This window comes from Nocardia sp. CA-129566 (assembly GCF_050956075.1).
GTDB lineage: Bacteria > Actinomycetota > Actinomycetes > Mycobacteriales > Mycobacteriaceae > Nocardia.
Map to the genome: position 1 here is coordinate 3,671,059 of NZ_CP192085.1, position 15,702 is coordinate 3,686,760.

The following is a 15,702-nucleotide window of genomic DNA, read 5'->3' on the forward strand; positions in this document are numbered from 1 at the left end:
ATGAAGACATTCGGTGCCCGATTGCAGCACGCCATGCGGCATTTCGGGCCACTGTGTGTCGGCATCGACCCGCATCCCGGCCTGCTCGAATCCTGGGGCCTTACCGACGATGTCGACGGTGTCGAGAAATTCGCCGAGATCTGCGTCGAGGCCTTCGACGGTGAGGTCGCGCTGATCAAACCGCAGGTCGCCTTTTTCGAGGCCTACGGTTCCGGTGGCATCGCGGTGCTGGAGCGCACCATCGAGGTGCTGCGCGCCTCGGGCACCCTGGTGCTGGCCGACGCCAAACGCGGCGATATCGGCTCCACCATGGCCGCTTACGCACGCACCTGGCTCGCCGACGGCCCGCTCGGATCGGATGCGGTGACGGTCTCGCCGTATCTCGGATTCGATTCCCTCGCACCGGCTTTGACGCAGGCGCAGGCGAACGGCCGCGGTGTCTTCGTACTCGCCGCCACCTCGAACCCCGAGGGCGCGCAGGTGCAACGGGCGCTGGCGGCCGACGGTCGCACGGTGGCGCAGACGATGGTCGACGCGGTGGCGCAGTGCAATGCGGGTCAGGAGTTCGGTTCGGTCGGCATTGTGCTCGGGGCCACACTCACCGAGGCGCCGGATCTCGCGGCGCTCAACGGTCCGATCCTGATGCCGGGCATCGGCGCGCAGGGCGGCGGCCCGGAAACCGTGCGTGAGCTGGTCTCGGATCAGCAGTTGCACGCGGTTGTGCCGAATGTCTCGCGCGAGGTGCTGCGCCACGGCCCATCCGTATCGGCACTGCGTGCCAGGGTGAGCACATTGCAAGAGGAGTTCGCCTTCCTGCGGCGATAACGCGGCGATGATGACGGTGGACCGGCGCTTCGGCGTCGGTCCATTCTGCGTTTCCGGGGCGGGAGGGTCGGTTGAGCGGCGATGACGTGTCATATCGAACAGCTGTGCGCCCCGCTGCGCCGTTTTTCCCGCCATCCGGCACACCGGTGGCCGACCCGGCGTCCTGATCGATCACGGGCCGCGCTGGCACGGCACAGAGTGCCGCGCACGCTCACCGTGCCACCATTCGGGCGATCGGCGGTAGGGCCGGAAGACTCGAAATCTGTCGATTCGCGCGTCCGACACGCGCAAGAACAACGCGACACGCGGAAAAATCCGAGAAACTTCCAGGTCGGACGAGCGACCGGTTGCTGGCGTGATGCAGGTTGTCAGCGCAACCGCTCAGCTAACCCGCCGAGTGCATGAAAAACCCCTGGTCGAGGGGTATTTCGAGATTTCGGCGGTAGGATCACCGCAGCGATCGACGCGCAGCGCGCATCCCGCCGGGCCCACCCCTACGATATCGGCGAATCATGCGCTGACCTGGGGGGTGGGTTCGCAATCGGGGAACGTCGTGGGTACGGTCGCTGGGACTGCTGGGTTACCGGCAGGAGTTGATGCAATGAACGATGAGACGGAGGAACCGTGGCCCTTCCCCAGCTGACTGACGAGCAGCGCGCCGCTGCTTTGGAGAAGGCGGCTGCCGCTCGCCGTGCTCGGGCGGAGCTCAAGGAGCGCCTGAAGCGTGGCGGCACCGACCTGAAGCAGGTCCTCACCGACGCCGAAACCGACGAGATCCTCGGCAAGATGAAGGTGTCGGCTCTGCTGGAGGCCCTGCCCAAGGTGGGCAAGGTCAAGGCGGCGGAGATCATGAGCGAGCTGGAGATCGCCCCCACCCGGCGGCTGCGCGGACTGGGTGATCGGCAGCGCAAGGCGCTGCTCGCCCGATTCGACTTCGCCTGACCACCAAGGTGGTCGAAAACACGCGGAAGGGTCGACTGGTTGTACTGGTCGGCCCCTCGGCCGTGGGTAAGTCGACCGTGGTCCGTTGCGTCCGCGAGCGACTTCCCCAACTGGTCTTCAGCGTGTCGGCGACAACCCGGGCCCCGCGGCCCGGGGAGGTCGACGGCCGCGACTACCGGTTCGTGTCCCGGCAGGAGTTCGACGCCATGATCACGGCGGGTGAGCTGCTCGAGTGGGCCGATATTCATGGGGGACTTCAGCGCTCCGGCACCCCGGCCGAACCGGTGCGTACCGCAATGGCCGCCGGTCTGCCGGTGCTCGTCGAGGTGGACCTCGAGGGCGCGCGATCGGTGCGCAAGGCCATCCCGGAGGCGCTGCTGGTCTTCCTCGCCCCGCCCAGTTGGGACGAATTGGTATCCCGGCTGACCTCGCGCGGTACCGAATCGCCCGAGGTGATCGCACGCAGGTTGGAAACCGCCAGGACCGAATTGGCGGCCTGTGACGAGTTCGACATCGTCATAGTGAACGACGAGGTGACCAGCGCCTGTGAGCAGTTGGTATCGTTGTTCGTTAGCACAAATTCGAGTTCGTGACAGGCACACGCTCGAAATAACCCAGCCCGAAGAACCGATCCCCGCAGGAGCCCACACAAGTGAGCAGTACGGACATCAAGCCCGCGCCCGCATACGACACTCCGGTCGGCCTCACCAACCCCCCGATCGACGAGCTGCTGGAGCGCACCTCGTCCAAGTACGCGCTGGTGATCTACGCGGCCAAGCGGGCCCGCCAGATCAATGACTACTACAACCAGCTCGGCGACGGCATTCTCGAATACGTCGGTCCGCTGGTCGAGCCGGGTCTGCAGGAAAAGCCGCTCTCGGTCGCGATGCGGGAAATCCACTCCGACCTGCTCGAGCACTCCGAAGGCGAATAGCAGGCTCGTCGAACTCCCCGCTCAGGCGGGGATCAGCCCACCGGAGGGGTAGTGACCACACGGATCGTCGTCGGTGTCGGCGGCGGAATCGCCGCTTACAAGGCTTGCTCGATCGTGCGCCGGTTCACCGAAACCGGGCACCAGGTGCGGGTGATCCCCACCGAGTCGGCGCTGCAGTTCGTCGGCAAGGCAACTTTCGAAGCACTGTCCGGGAACCCGGTGCACACCGATGTATTCACCGATGTACCCGAGGTGCCGCATGTGCGGTTGGGCCAGGAGGCGGACCTGGTGGTCATCGCCCCGGCGACCGCTGATCTGATGGCGCGCGCCGCGCACGGCCGCGCCGACGATCTACTCACCGCCACGCTTTTGACGGCCCGATGTCCGGTGTTGTTCGCGCCCGCGATGCATACCGAGATGTGGGAGCATCCGGCCACCGTCGCCAATGTCGCGGCGCTGCGTTCGCACGGTGCGATCGTCATGGAACCCGCATCGGGCCGGTTGACCGGCACCGATACGGGTCCCGGCCGGTTGCCCGAGCCCGAGGAGATCTTCGGGCTCGCGACGCTGCTGCTGGAACGCGCCGACGCCATCCCGCGTGATCTGGTGGGCCGCCGCGTGGTCATCACCGCGGGCGGAACCAGAGAACCGCTGGATCCGGTGCGTTTCCTGGGCAATCGCAGCTCCGGCAAGCAGGGCTACGCGTTGGCGCGGGTCGCCGCGCAGCGCGGTGCCCACGTGACGTTGATCGCGGGCAATACGATCGAGATGGCCGCACCCGCCGCCGTCGACCTGGTGCACATCACCACCGCCGAACAGCTCAAAACCGCCGTCGAGAAGCATGCGCTCGGTGCCGACGCGGTGATCATGGCTGCTGCCGTCGCCGACTTCCGGCCGACAACGGTGGCCGCGGCCAAGATCAAAAAGGGCGCACACGAGCCCGACGTGATCCCGCTGACCAAGACCGACGATATTCTCGCCGGGCTGGTCCAGTCGCGACGCGACGGTCAACTGCCCGGTACTGCGATTGTCGGCTTCGCCGCCGAGACCGGTGACGAGCACGGCGATGTGCTCACGCACGCGCGGGCCAAACTGGTGCGCAAGGGCTGTGACCTGCTGGTCGTCAACGCGGTCGGCGAGGGCAAGGCGTTCGAGGTCGATACCAACGACGGCTGGCTACTCGGTGCCGACGGCACCGAACAGGCGCTCGATCACGGGTCGAAGGCGTTGCTCGCGAGTCGGGTGCTGGACGCGCTCGGTCCGCTGCTGCGCTGAGATCCGTTGCGGCGCTTGGAGCGACGCGGACGGAGTACCTTCGGTGGAAGCGCCGCCGATGCATGGTTAGGCTGGTGGTCGACCGCAACCCGGACTGGTCGAGGTGTTGGAGGCTGGAGCCCCGGCCCGACACGTTGACGGAATCAATAGTCTGAGACAGTTGCCTGTCGTCTGCTCCATCGTGTCGGTGGTTTGGAATAGTCTGAGATGAAGGGTTGTGAGGTTAACGCATCGCGTTGCCGTCGCAATTCGATATGAACAACCCGTTGAGGGAGAGGGAAGAACTGTGCCCACGTCCGGCAGCCGCCTTTTCACCAGTGAGTCCGTGACCGAAGGTCATCCGGACAAGATCTGTGACGCCATCAGCGATTCCATCCTCGACGCACTGCTCGCGGAAGACCCGCGCAGCCGGGTCGCCGTGGAAACACTCGTCACCACCGGTCAGGTTCACGTCGCGGGTGAGGTCACCACTTCGGCCTATGCGGATATTCCCAAAATTGTCCGCGAAAAGGTCCTGGAAATCGGATATGACTCATCCGCAAAAGGATTCGACGGTAATTCCTGCGGTGTGAATATCGCGATCGGCGCGCAGTCGCCGGATATCGCGCAGGGCGTCGACACTTCGCACGAGGCGCGTACCGCAGGAACCCATGACGAGATCGAGCGGCAGGGCGCTGGTGACCAGGGCCTGATGTTCGGCTACGCCAACACCGACACCCCCGAGCTGATGCCGCTGCCGATCGCGCTCGCGCACCGGCTCTCGCGTCGGCTGACCGAGGTTCGCAAGTCCGGTGTGCTGCCGTACCTGCGTCCCGACGGCAAGACCCAGGTCACCATCGAATACGACGGCGACCGCCCGGTCCGCCTCGATACGGTCGTGATCTCCACTCAGCATGCCGCTGATATCGACCTGGACAACCTGCTGGCACCCGATATCCGCGAGAAGGTCGTCGACGCGGTGCTCGCCGATCTCGACCTGCCCGCGCCGCTGGATGTCTCCAATATTCGCCTGCTGGTGAACCCCACCGGCAAGTTCGTACTCGGTGGTCCGATGGGTGATGCCGGTCTGACCGGCCGCAAGATCATCGTCGACACCTACGGTGGCATGGCCCGCCACGGTGGCGGCGCGTTCTCCGGTAAGGATCCGTCGAAGGTGGACCGCTCGGCCGCCTACGCCATGCGCTGGGTTGCCAAGAATGTCGTCGCAGCCGGACTCTCCGACCGGGTCGAGGTGCAGGTTGCCTATGCCATCGGTAAGGCCGCACCGGTCGGTCTGTTCGTCGAGACCTTCGGCACCGAGAAGGTCGACCCGGCGCGCATTACCACGGCCATCACCGAGGTCTTCGACCTGCGGCCCGGTGCGATCATCCGCGATCTGGACCTGCTGCGGCCGATCTATGCGCCGACCGCCGCGTACGGCCACTTCGGCCGCACCGACATCGACCTGCCCTGGGAGCACACCGACCGCGCAGACAAGCTGCGCGCGGCCGTAGGACTGTAGGAGTGGCCGACATGGATGCGCCGACCTGCCCTGGGAGGCTCCGTCTGATGCGCGCAGACAAGCTGCGCGCGGCCGTCGGCCTTTAGGCACATCGGGGTCCGCGTGCGCGAACCCACAGCGGACCCTTCCGCCATGGCTTCCGCCGACGCCGGTGCCGCAGTCATGGCGACGCACGATTCGACAGCAGCGGGACATCCGATCGCACGGGTGCTCCCGCTGTTGTCGCCTGCGCACCTGGACCGCGACTTCGACTACCTGGTGCCCCCGGAGCTGGATGAACTGGCCCAGCCTGGCGTTCGAGTCCGCGTCCGCTTCGCTGGCCGCCTCGTCGACGGCTACATCCTGGCCCGTCTGTCGCACAGCGACCACACCGGCAAAATGGTCAAACTCGAACGTGTGGTGTCCGCCGAACGCGTCCTGACCCCGGAAATCCTTCGGCTGGCCACCTCCGTAGCCGCCCGCTACGCGGGCACCCGCGCGGACGTCCTGCGCCTCGCCATCCCACCCCGCCATGCACGCACCGAGAACGGCGGCCCGAAGAAGTCGGAATCCAAAGAGCCGCAGCAAGATTCGACCAAGCCTCCGCGCCGAGCCCCCAAATCCGCCACCTTGCGCGCGCCGTTCGACAGCGAACTCGCCGACGATCCCGCAGAACCGACGGCATCCGTCCCCGATGCGCCACCCGCCGCTGCCCGACGCGCCGCTTCGTTGGATGCCGCTCCACAACGGGCGTCCTCCAGTTCAGGGTCACCAGAGGCAGCAGGGGCACCCGCCGCCGTTGGAATAGACGCACCAGCCGCGGTCACTGATTCACTCGATGCGACGCTGGCGGCTGACGGCGAAGGTGCATCAGCGGATGCGATGGAATCCGCTACGGCGGCGAATGCGGTAGCGGCGCTGGAAGGTTCGCCGGATACCCCAGCGAGCGGCTCAGCATCGGGGACGCCAGGGACCGACTCAAGCGCGAGGGGAGATGCCGCAGCGGCGGTCGCTGATTCAATCGATGCGCCGCCAACGGGTGACACACTGGGCTCGTCGGCGGATGTCAGCAAGCCTGTTACGCAGGTGAATGTGGCTGCAGCGCTAGCTGATTCGCTGGATGCGCCGACGCTCGGCGCGGCGGGGACCGACTCTGCCGCCAAAGTTGCGGGGGTAGATGCTGCAGCGGCGGTTGCTGATTCATTCGATGCGCCGCCAACGGGTGACACACTGGGCTCGTCGGCGGATGTCGGCAAGCCTGTTACGCGGGTGAATGTGGCTGCAGCGCTAGCTGATTCGCTGGATGCGCCGACGCTCGGGGCGGCGGGGACCGACTCTGCCGCCAAAGTTGCGGGGGTAGATGCTGTAGCGGCGGTTGCTGATTCATTCGATGCACTTGGGGCCCCTGTGGCGGGAGGCGCATCAGCGAATGTGAGCGAGTCCGCCGCATCGGTGAATGCGGGAGCGGCGCTGGCTGGTTCGCCGAATGCACAGGCGAGCGGCCCGGCACTGGGGGCGCAGGGGACCGACTCCGGCGTGGGGGTAGATGCTGCAGCGGTGGTTGCTGATTCATTCGATGCGCGGCCGGCGGCTGATGCAGGAGGCGCATCAGCGAATGTGAGCGAGTCCGCTGCATCGGTGAATGCGGGAGCGGCGTCGGCTGGTTCGCTGGATGCACCGGCGAGCGGTCCAGCATCCGGGGCGGTGGAGGCCGACTCTGCCGCCACAGTTGTGGGGGTAGATGCGGCAGCGGCGGTCGCTGATTCAGTCGAAGGGCGGCCGGTGGTTGACGGAGAAGGTGCTCCGGCGGATGTGAGTGAGTCCCCTGCGTCGGTGAAAGCGGCGCTTGCTGATTCGCCGGATGTCTTGGTGGCGGGCGGCCCAGCGTCCAGGGCAGCGGGGACGGAAGCGGCTCACTGCACCGCAGGGGTAGATGTCGCAGCTATGGTCGCGGAATCGTTCGATGCGCCGCTGGCGGCTGAGGCTGTGGGCGCGTCGGCGGAGGTGAGCGAGTCCGCCACGCCGGTGAATGCGGTAGTGGCGGTGACCGATTCGGCGTATGCGCCGGGGGCGGGTGGCGGGAAAGCGCCCAGTGGGCATCATTCGTCCAACGCAGCTGCCGGCACCAGTGTGGGGGGCCGTGTGGAACCGGGTGCTGGTGATCGCGGCGAATTGGGGGGACTGTCCGGAGCTGTTGCGGTGAATCTGGATGCGTGGGAGCGGTATGTCCACGGGAGGGCGTTTGTCGGTGCGCTCGGGCAGGGGAAGGGGGTGCGGGCGGGGTGGCAGGCGGTGCCGGGGGAGGATTGGGCGCGCCGGTTGGCCGAGTTGGCGGCGGTGGTCGCGGGGCGGGGGCGCAGTGCGATTCTGATGGTGCCGGACCAGCGGGATCTGGATCGGGTGTTGGCGGAATGTGTTCGGCTGGTGGGGGATTCGGCGGTGGGATTGGCGGCCGGGTTGGGTCCGGCGGCGCGGTATCGGCGGTGGCTGGCGGCATTGCGGGGGACCGCGCGGGTGATCGTCGGGACGCGGAGTGCGGTATTCGCGCCCGCTCATGATCTGGGGTTGATCGCGATCTGGGATGACGGCGACGACACCTATGCCGAGCCGCGCGCGCCGTATCCGCATGCGCGGGAGGTCGCGATGTTGCGGGCGCATGAGACCGGGGCGGCATTCGTCGCGGGGGGATTTGCGCGAACGGCGGAGATCCAGGCCGTGGTCGATTCGGGGTGGGCACACGATCTGACCGCCGATCGTGCCGTGGTGCGCAAGTTTTCGCCGCGGATCAGTGGACCGGGTGACTCCGATATCGCGATGGAGCGCGATCCCGTCGCGCGGGCCGTTCGCATTCCCGCGGTGGGGTATGCCGCCGCACGATCGGCTCTGAAGGAGGGGGCGGCGGTGCTGGTGCAGGTGCCGCGGCGCGGGTACATTCCGGCGCTCGCCTGCGCGAAATGCCGTACGCCCGCACGATGTCGGCACTGTAACGGCCCACTTTCCCTGCCGGATGGGCGAGCCGGGCATCGCGGCGAGACCGCGCACAGTCCGGCATGCCGGTGGTGCGGAATCACCGAGGCTGCGTTCCGTTGTCCCGCCTGCGCTTCCAGGGCGCTGCGCGCGGTGGTGATCGGCGCGGCACGTACCGCTGAGGAACTCGGTCGCGCCTTTCCCGGCGTGCCGATTCGCGCATCCAGCGGCGGCGCGATCCTCGATACGGTGGAACCGGGCCCGCAGGTGATCGTCGCGACCGTCGGCGCCGAACCGGTACTGCCCGGCGGCTACGGTGTCGCGCTGCTCCTCGACGGCTGGGCCCTGCTCAGCCGCGCGGACCTGCGCGCCGCCGAGGACACGCTGCGCCGGTGGATGTCCGCGGCGACGCTGGTCCGCAACCACGGCCAGGTCATTGTGATGGCCGAACCCTCGCTGCCGACCGTGCAGGCGTTGCTGCGCTGGGATCCGGTCGGCCATGCCCGCGCCGAGGTGGCGAGCCGCGCCGAGGTCGGCTTCCCGCCCGCCGTCCGCATGGCCGCCATCGACGGCACTTCTGACTCCATCGCCGAATTGCTCTCCGCCGCAAAGCTTCCGGACAATGTCGACCGCCTCGGCCCGGTGCCACTCCCACCCGGCGCCCGCAAACCCTTCGACAGCGGCGATTCTCCTGCCGAAGTCGAGCGCATGCTCCTGCGCGTCGACCGCACCTCCGGGGCCGCCCTGGCCCGCGCCCTCACCGCGGCCCAAGCCATCCGCAGCACCCACCGCTCCGACGCCCCCCTCCGCGTCCAAATCGACCCGGTCGACATCGGCTGACACTCGGCCCACTTCGCCGCGCGAATCATCGCCGACGTGCCGACTTGTGCCGACCGACCGTGGTGCCGTGTGGGCTGTGGTTGAGTGGGCCGATGATGACCAACTCGCTTCGTACCATCGCCATCCTCTGCCTCGCGGTCGCCGCCACCGTATTGTCGGCGGCACCGGCAGGCGCGGATCCCGAGCAGTCCGAGCTATCGCTGAGCGTCAGCAATGGTGATGCGCAGAGTTCTGGAGCGGAGCAGGTCACGCTGACGTGCGATCCGGCGGGCGGCAACCACCCCGCGGCCAGCGAGGCGTGCGCAGCACTGACCCTCGCCGGTGGCGTCATCGACAAGATCGCGGGCTCTCCCGGCGTCCTCTGCCCGAAGATCTACGCCCCGGTCACCGCGACGGCCGCCGGTACCTGGCACGGCCGAAACTTCCAGTGGCAGAAGACCTTCGGCAACACCTGCGAACTACATGCCGCCACCACCCCCCTCTTCGACTTCTTCACCAGCTGAACCAGCATCCCGCGACACGCCACATTCCCACACACCATTCCCCAGCTACCCGCCGTACTCGCGCATATCCAATGATTGCCGCGCATAGGGTGCAGAGGCTGTTGCCGAATTGGGGCGGTCTCGAGGAGGATGGGTCGGTGGCGAGGTCGTATCGGCCGGTGGTGCGGGATCAGCAGTTTTTGTTGCCGCCGGATATGCGGGAGTGGCTGGATGGCGATCATTTGGTGTGGCAGTTGCTCGATATCGTCGCCGAGTTGGATACCTCGGTGTTGCATCGTCGCCGGTCGCGGCGGGTGACGGTGAAATCTGTTGCTGGGCAGCGTGGTTACGACCCGGACATGCTGTTGGGGTTGTTGTTGTATGCCTACTGTGTGGGGGTGCGTTCGTCGCGGGCGATCGAACGCGCTTGTCGGACCGATGTCGCGTTCCGGATCGTGTGCGCGGGTGATATCCCTGATCACACGGTGATCGCGCGGTTCCGCGCTGAGCACGAGGCCGCGTTCACCGGCCTGTTCTCGCAGGTGTTGTTGTTGTGCGCGCGAGCGGGGATGGTGCAGGTGGGGGTCGTCGCGGTCGATGGCACCAAGATCGCGGCGAACGCGAGTATGTTCGCCAACCGGACCGAGGACACCCTGCGTGAGATGGCCGCGCGGACCGCCACGGGGATCGTCGCCGAGGCCAGGGCTCTCGATGAGGCCGAAGGCCGCACCGACGGTGGCGGTGACCAGCCACCGGAGGGGATGCGTGGGGCGCGGCGGCGGGACACGATCCGGGCGGCGTTGGCCTCGATCGAGGCCGAACGCGTCGAGAAGCCCTCGCAGGCGACGCGGTTCTCGCAGCGGCGCCTGGACACCGTGCGCGCAACCTATGAGCGGACACTTGCCACCGGGCAGCAGGCGTGGCTGGCTCAGCAGCAGATCCTGTCGGCCGGCGGCAAGGTCAATGGCCGGTTACGCAAGCCGCCGCAGCAGACCACCCGCATCAAGGCGCTGGCTGCTCGGGTGGACGCGGCCGAGGCTGCGATGGCGGCCAAACTAGCCAAACAACCGGTCAAGAAACGCAATCTCACCGATGTCGAATCCCGGATCATGAAGACCCGCACCGGATTCATCCAGGGATACAACGCCCAACTCGTGGTGTCGCAAGATCATGTGATCATCGCCTGCGCCCTCACCGACGAACCCGCCGACGCCCACCAGTTCGCCCCGATGCTCGCACACACCCGTACCGAGCTGGCCGCTCTTGCCGCGGCGGGGCAACCCCGCACGATCGGAGTTATTACCGCCGACTCCGGCTACTGCTCGATCGACAACATCGACCCACACCGCACACCCGGACCAGACCGTCTCATCGCCGTGGCCGGCGACCGTCACCAACGCGGCAACCATCCCGACCAGGGACGCATCTACACCGGCCCCATCCTCACCGCCATGGCCGAACGACTGAAAACCTCTGCTGGACAAGGGATATACAGCCGCCGCGGCGCAATCGTCGAACCGGTCAACGCACACCTCAAAGACCGGCGAGGACTCCGGCGATTCACCCGCCGCGGCTTGGCCGCGTGCGCTGCTGAACTCAAACTCGCCGCCATCGCCACCAACATCCTGCGCTACCAAACCCACCAAGCCACCGCACCCGCCACCTGATCGTGGTCCCGGGCCGATGGCCCGCAACCACGATCACGATCACCAACCAACTCGACCGGCACCCACAATTCGGCAACAGCCTCTGCAGCCTGTGCGTCGCAGTTGAACCGTGTGCGGGAGCCCAGTGGTGCCGCCGCTGATCGGTCTCGAGATGACAGGCGTGTCCGTTCGCCGCGCACCAGTGTTGTGCTCGCGCATATCCAGCGCATGTCGCGCATGGGGTGGGGCTTGTGCGCCGTAGTTGAACTGTGTGCGGGAGCCGGTGTGGTGTCGCCGCTGACGGTCTAGAGACGGCAGGCGTGTCGGTCTGGCGCGCCAGTGTTGGTGCTCGCGCATGTCGCGCATAGGGTGGGGCTTGTGCGCCGCAGCTGAACAGTTTGCGGGAGCCGTCGCATGGCCTCTGCCGACCGGCTGTGCATTTCGGCAGCACGGCTTTCCGTGGGGCGACGAAAACGATCCCTACGGCTCGGAATTTCTGCGTTGGACCGACGGGTGACCCGAAACCGGCGAGGCTATCGATGCGCTGATGCGGGCCAGACGGCGCGCGGTGGCCGATAGGAAGCCGCTCGTGGTGGAGGAGTTGGACGAAAAGCTGCTGGCGCTCGGTGTCGACGTCCGAGATCGTAAGGGTGAGCAGCAGATTCGGATCGTCAACCTTTCGAACTGACCCGACCGGCGATCGGGGGACAGCGCCACGTGGTGTGGTCCCCCGATCGCCCCGTCGGGCCGTGTCGAGCGCCGCCGACGCCGATCAGGCGAAGAGCGCGCGGTTGCGCTGGACCCATTCGGCATACGAGGTCGCCGGTCGCCCGATGACCCGCTCCACATCCGAACCGACTTCCTGCTCGCCCGGTGTCGGCGCGCCGATGATGTCCAGCGTGCCATCGGCAACGTCGGCGGGCATGAACCGCAGCATTCCCACCCTCGCCTGCTCTCGAGTCAACTCGACGAACCGCAGCGAAGTATCCAGGGCCGCCGCGACGATGTCCGCTTGCTCACGTGGACTGATCGCGGCGGGCCCGGTCAGCTCGTAGGTGGTGCCCGAATGTCCCTCTGTGCGAAGCACATGCGCCGCGACCTCGGCGATATCGGCGGGGTCGATCGCGGGCAACGCCACATCCGCGAACGGTGCGGCGATCACCCCTTCGGTCCGGATCGACTCGATCCACGCATAGGTATTGGAGAAGAATCCGGTGGGCCGCAGAATCGTCCAGTTCAGGTCGGATTGCCGCAGGGCCGACTCGAACGCATGCAGTCGCGCGTGTGAGGCGAGTCCGGGCCGGGTACCGGTCGCCTGGGACGAGAGCAATACCAGCTTCTTGACTCCGCCTGCCGCGGCGACCTCGACGAATCGCGCCGGATCGGGTCCGGTCACCAGCTGTGGTCCGGTCAGGAGCAGGAAGAGGGCGTCGGCGTTTTCGACCGCGGGGGAGAGGCTTTCGGGATCGGCGAGGTCGGCTTGCCGATGCTGGACGCCGTCCGGCAGAGCGATGTCCTGATTGCCGCGGGATACGGCCGTCACCTGCTCGCCCGCGGCGACGAGCTGCTGCACGAGGGTGCGTCCGATATTGCCGGTCGCTCCGGTCACTACGATCACGTTCACTCCTGAGTTAGTTGGCTGACTTAAATGAACGTAGCCGATGCGTCGTCGGTTTGTCTATAGTTAGTTGTATGACTAACTCGGTCGAAGGTCGGCGTATGACGGCCAAGGCGGGCAAGCGGGAACGGCTCGCCGCCGCGGCCGCTCAGGTGTTCCATGAGCAGGGCGTCGAGAAGACGACGATCGCCGATATCGCGCGGGTCGCCGAGGTGCCGGTCGGCAATGTGTACTACTACTTCAAGACGAAGGATCAGCTGGTCGAGGCCGCACTCGGCGCGCACGAGCAGACCTTGCAGGAGTTGATCGCCGCCCTCGAACGTTTCGACGCACCGCGGGAGCGGTTGCGGGCGCTGGTGCGCGGTTGGGTCGATCAGCGCGACATGGCCGTGCAATTCGGCTGCCCCACCGGCACCTTGGCCTCGGAGCTGGGCAAACGTGGCGACGGGCTGGATCGGGCGTCGGCGGCGAATATTCGCACCTTGCTCGACTGGATCGAGCAGCAGTTCACGGCTATGGGGCGCACGGATTCGGGAGAACTCGCCATTGCGCTGTTCGCGGCGTATCAGGGGATCTCATTGCTCGCCAATACCTTCCGTGATCCCGGGCTCATGGTGACCGAAGGCCGCCGGTTGGAGCGCTGGATCGATTCGCTTGCGCCATAACGGTTTCCATCACGTCGCCGAACTGGCCGAGATCGCTGCACGGGCCGCACATCGACCGATGTGCGGCCCGTGCGCATTGTGGCGACTGGTCGGTTCGTGTCGTCCATCACTCTTGCATGTGAGGCATTGCCGATATATCGTCGATAACGTGAGATATATACAAGAGCCCAAGGAGGCTGACATGGAAAACATCGAATACGGAGAATTCAGAGGTCGTGGCCGCTGGCGGAAGCCGGGCCGCGACGAGGGTGACGCAGGTCGTCGGCAGCATCGCCGCGGCGGGCGGCACGGTTTCGGACCCGAGTTCGGGCCGGGCTTCGGCCCTGGTTTCGGCCCCGGCTTCGGTCCGGGTTTCGGACGTGGACGCGGTCGCGGCGGCCGGGGCAGGCGCGGTGACGTGCGTGCGGCGGTGCTGTTGCTGCTCACCGAACGCCCGATGCACGGCTACGAACTGATCCAGCAGATCAGGGAGCGCAGCGACGATGTCTGGCGCCCGAGTCCGGGATCCATCTACCCCGCGCTCGCACAGCTCGAGGATGAGGGTTTGGTGCTCATCGAGAAGGTCGCCGGTCGCAAGACCGCGAAGCTCACCGACGCGGGCGAGACCTATGTCGCCGAGAATCGCGACGACCTCGGCGATCCCTGGGCGGATGTCAAGGAAGACGTCGGCACTCAGGCGATGGATCTGCGGGCGCTCATCGGACAGTTGATGGGTGCGGCCGCTCAGGTCGCGGCGGCGGGTACGCCGCAGCAGGCGACCCGGGCTGCGGAGGTGCTGACCGAGGCGCGCAAATCGCTATACCGCATTCTCGCCGAGGATGACGCCCCCGAAAAGTGAGGGCAGTGTGAAACATCGCCCGGGCGTGCACTTTTCGAGTCGATCGGGTACATCATTGTGATATGGAACAGCCGATTGGTTCGTGGGGTTGGGGTAGTTCACAGTTCCGGCGTGTGGTCTGCGCCGGTATCGTCGCCGGAGCTGTGGTTTTCGGCTCCGGCACGGCGCCGATCGCCGGCGCCGAACCGGTCGATGCCGCGCCGGTGACTGCGCAGATCGTGGGTTACCGTCCGCCGGATATCCCCACCCGACCCGGTCCAGCCCAGCCGGACCATCTGGCTGCCGCGACCTATCAGAAGACGCACAAGAACGCGGTCCCGTTCGGTGTCAACAACTTCGACTGTAAGCCGACCGCGGAACATCCTCGCCCGGTCATCCTGGCGCACGGCACCGATTCCACGGCCTACTCCGACTGGTCGGCCATCGGGCCGCAGATTTCGGCGCTCGGTTTCTGCGTCTTCGCCCTCAACTACGGTGGTGCGCCCGGTAAGGACAGCTACGGCACCGAGGACATCGTGGTGAGCGCCTACCAGGTCGGTGCGTTCGTCGACCAGGTACTGGCCGCCACCGGTGCCAAGCAGGTCGATATCGTCGGGTTTTCCCAGGGCGCCAATGTGACTCGCTACTACGTGAACAAGCTCGGTGGAGCGCCGAAGACCGGTCAGTGGATCGGTCTGGCGTCCCCGAGCTACGGCGGCGTGATGTACGGGCTGGTGCCGGTGGTGGAGGCGATTCCGGGTGCGCTGCAGGCCTTCTCGATGGTCACCTCGCTCGCGGCGGTACAGCAGGCGCAGGGGTCGCCGGTAATGGTCGACCTCAATGCGGACGGTGACACCGTGCCCGGCCCGCATTACGTGACCATCGGCAGTCGGGTCGACGAGATGATCCAGCCGTTCAGCAATATCGCGCTGCACGGTCCGAGCGTCGAGAACATCGCACTGCAGGATATGTGCGCGGTCGACCAGACCGGTCACTTCCACATGGTCTACGACCCGTTCGTCCAGGAACTGCTGCTGCAGACGCTGGATCCCGTGCACGCGCCCGCGCCGACATGCCGCGCGGTGCCGCTCGGCACCGGCATTCCCGAGGTCATCATCGCCGGACATTCCTGATCGCCGAGGGTCGCGACCGGGCGCAGGCATGGACACTCCGCCCGGTTCCGCTGCCCGTGGCAGGCTGGACTTACGCTG

General features: G+C 66.7%; 13 protein-coding genes and 2 pseudogenes. 14 read left to right on the forward strand and 1 reads right to left on the reverse strand.

All coding sequences use genetic code 11. From position 1 onward, the window contains the following. The 11 genes and pseudogenes from pyrF to ACQP0C_RS15935 all read left to right on the forward strand — a co-directional run. Positions 1 to 825, forward strand: a complete 825-nt coding sequence (gene pyrF / locus ACQP0C_RS15885) for an orotidine-5'-phosphate decarboxylase (protein WP_433733656.1) — start codon at positions 1 to 3, stop codon at positions 823 to 825. Between the two features lie 624 nt (positions 826 to 1,449). Then, positions 1,450 to 1,767, forward strand: coding sequence for an integration host factor, actinobacterial type (gene mihF / locus ACQP0C_RS15890; protein WP_062993489.1), 318 nt, complete (start codon positions 1,450 to 1,452; stop codon positions 1,765 to 1,767). 8 nt (positions 1,768 to 1,775) lie between these two features. Then, the gene (gmk, locus tag ACQP0C_RS15895) at positions 1,776 to 2,360 is read left to right on the forward strand and encodes a guanylate kinase (RefSeq protein ID WP_433733657.1); all 585 of its coding nucleotides are present in this window, start codon (positions 1,776 to 1,778) and stop codon (positions 2,358 to 2,360) included. Between the two features lie 59 nt (positions 2,361 to 2,419). Beyond that, the gene (gene rpoZ, locus ACQP0C_RS15900) at positions 2,420 to 2,701 is read left to right on the forward strand and encodes a DNA-directed RNA polymerase subunit omega (protein ID WP_040692158.1); all 282 of its coding nucleotides are present in this window, start codon (positions 2,420 to 2,422) and stop codon (positions 2,699 to 2,701) included. A 51-nt stretch (positions 2,702 to 2,752) separates the two neighbouring features. Next, complete coding sequence (coaBC, locus tag ACQP0C_RS15905; RefSeq protein WP_433733658.1) at positions 2,753 to 3,976, forward strand: bifunctional phosphopantothenoylcysteine decarboxylase/phosphopantothenate--cysteine ligase CoaBC; 1,224 nt, start codon at positions 2,753 to 2,755, stop codon at positions 3,974 to 3,976. A gap of 286 nt (positions 3,977 to 4,262) precedes the next feature. Continuing rightward, entirely contained in the window at positions 4,263 to 5,477 is a 1,215-nt protein-coding gene (gene metK / locus ACQP0C_RS15910; RefSeq protein ID WP_433733659.1) for a methionine adenosyltransferase, read from the forward strand. A 162-nt stretch (positions 5,478 to 5,639) separates the two neighbouring features. Continuing rightward, positions 5,640 to 6,014 (forward strand): annotated as a pseudogene (locus ACQP0C_RS15915) (primosome assembly protein PriA); the annotation flags it as partial. A 1,386-nt stretch (positions 6,015 to 7,400) separates the two neighbouring features. After that, positions 7,401 to 9,263: a primosomal protein N' gene (locus tag ACQP0C_RS15920; protein WP_433734567.1), complete on the forward strand. Its 1,863-nt coding sequence runs from the start codon at positions 7,401 to 7,403 to the stop codon at positions 9,261 to 9,263. Between the two features lie 92 nt (positions 9,264 to 9,355). After that, the gene (locus ACQP0C_RS15925; RefSeq protein ID WP_433733660.1) at positions 9,356 to 9,766 is read left to right on the forward strand and encodes an SSI family serine proteinase inhibitor; all 411 of its coding nucleotides are present in this window, start codon (positions 9,356 to 9,358) and stop codon (positions 9,764 to 9,766) included. Between the two features lie 137 nt (positions 9,767 to 9,903). Next, on the forward strand, positions 9,904 to 11,412 hold the full coding sequence (locus tag ACQP0C_RS15930) for a transposase (protein WP_433733661.1): 1,509 nt from the start codon (positions 9,904 to 9,906) through the stop codon (positions 11,410 to 11,412). A gap of 508 nt (positions 11,413 to 11,920) precedes the next feature. Next, positions 11,921 to 12,079, forward strand: a pseudogene (locus ACQP0C_RS15935) (CysS/YqeB C-terminal domain-containing protein); the annotation flags it as partial. 84 nt (positions 12,080 to 12,163) lie between these two features. On the opposite strand, the gene ACQP0C_RS15940 reads toward ACQP0C_RS15935, so the two are convergent. Continuing rightward, entirely contained in the window at positions 12,164 to 13,009 is an 846-nt protein-coding gene (locus ACQP0C_RS15940) for an SDR family oxidoreductase (protein ID WP_433733662.1), read from the reverse strand. Positions 13,010 to 13,083: 74 nt separating this feature from the next. Here ACQP0C_RS15940 and ACQP0C_RS15945 point away from each other — a divergent pair, with 74 nt between their 5' ends. From ACQP0C_RS15945 to ACQP0C_RS15955, 3 genes are all read left to right on the forward strand, one after another. Then, complete coding sequence (locus ACQP0C_RS15945) at positions 13,084 to 13,674, forward strand: TetR/AcrR family transcriptional regulator (RefSeq protein ID WP_433733663.1); 591 nt, start codon at positions 13,084 to 13,086, stop codon at positions 13,672 to 13,674. Between the two features lie 181 nt (positions 13,675 to 13,855). Then, positions 13,856 to 14,512 (forward strand): PadR family transcriptional regulator, encoded by a 657-nt coding sequence (locus ACQP0C_RS15950; protein WP_433733664.1) that lies wholly within the window; start codon positions 13,856 to 13,858, stop codon positions 14,510 to 14,512. 62 nt (positions 14,513 to 14,574) lie between these two features. After that, positions 14,575 to 15,624: an esterase/lipase family protein gene (locus ACQP0C_RS15955; protein WP_433733665.1), complete on the forward strand. Its 1,050-nt coding sequence runs from the start codon at positions 14,575 to 14,577 to the stop codon at positions 15,622 to 15,624. Positions 15,625 to 15,702 lie beyond the last annotated feature (78 nt).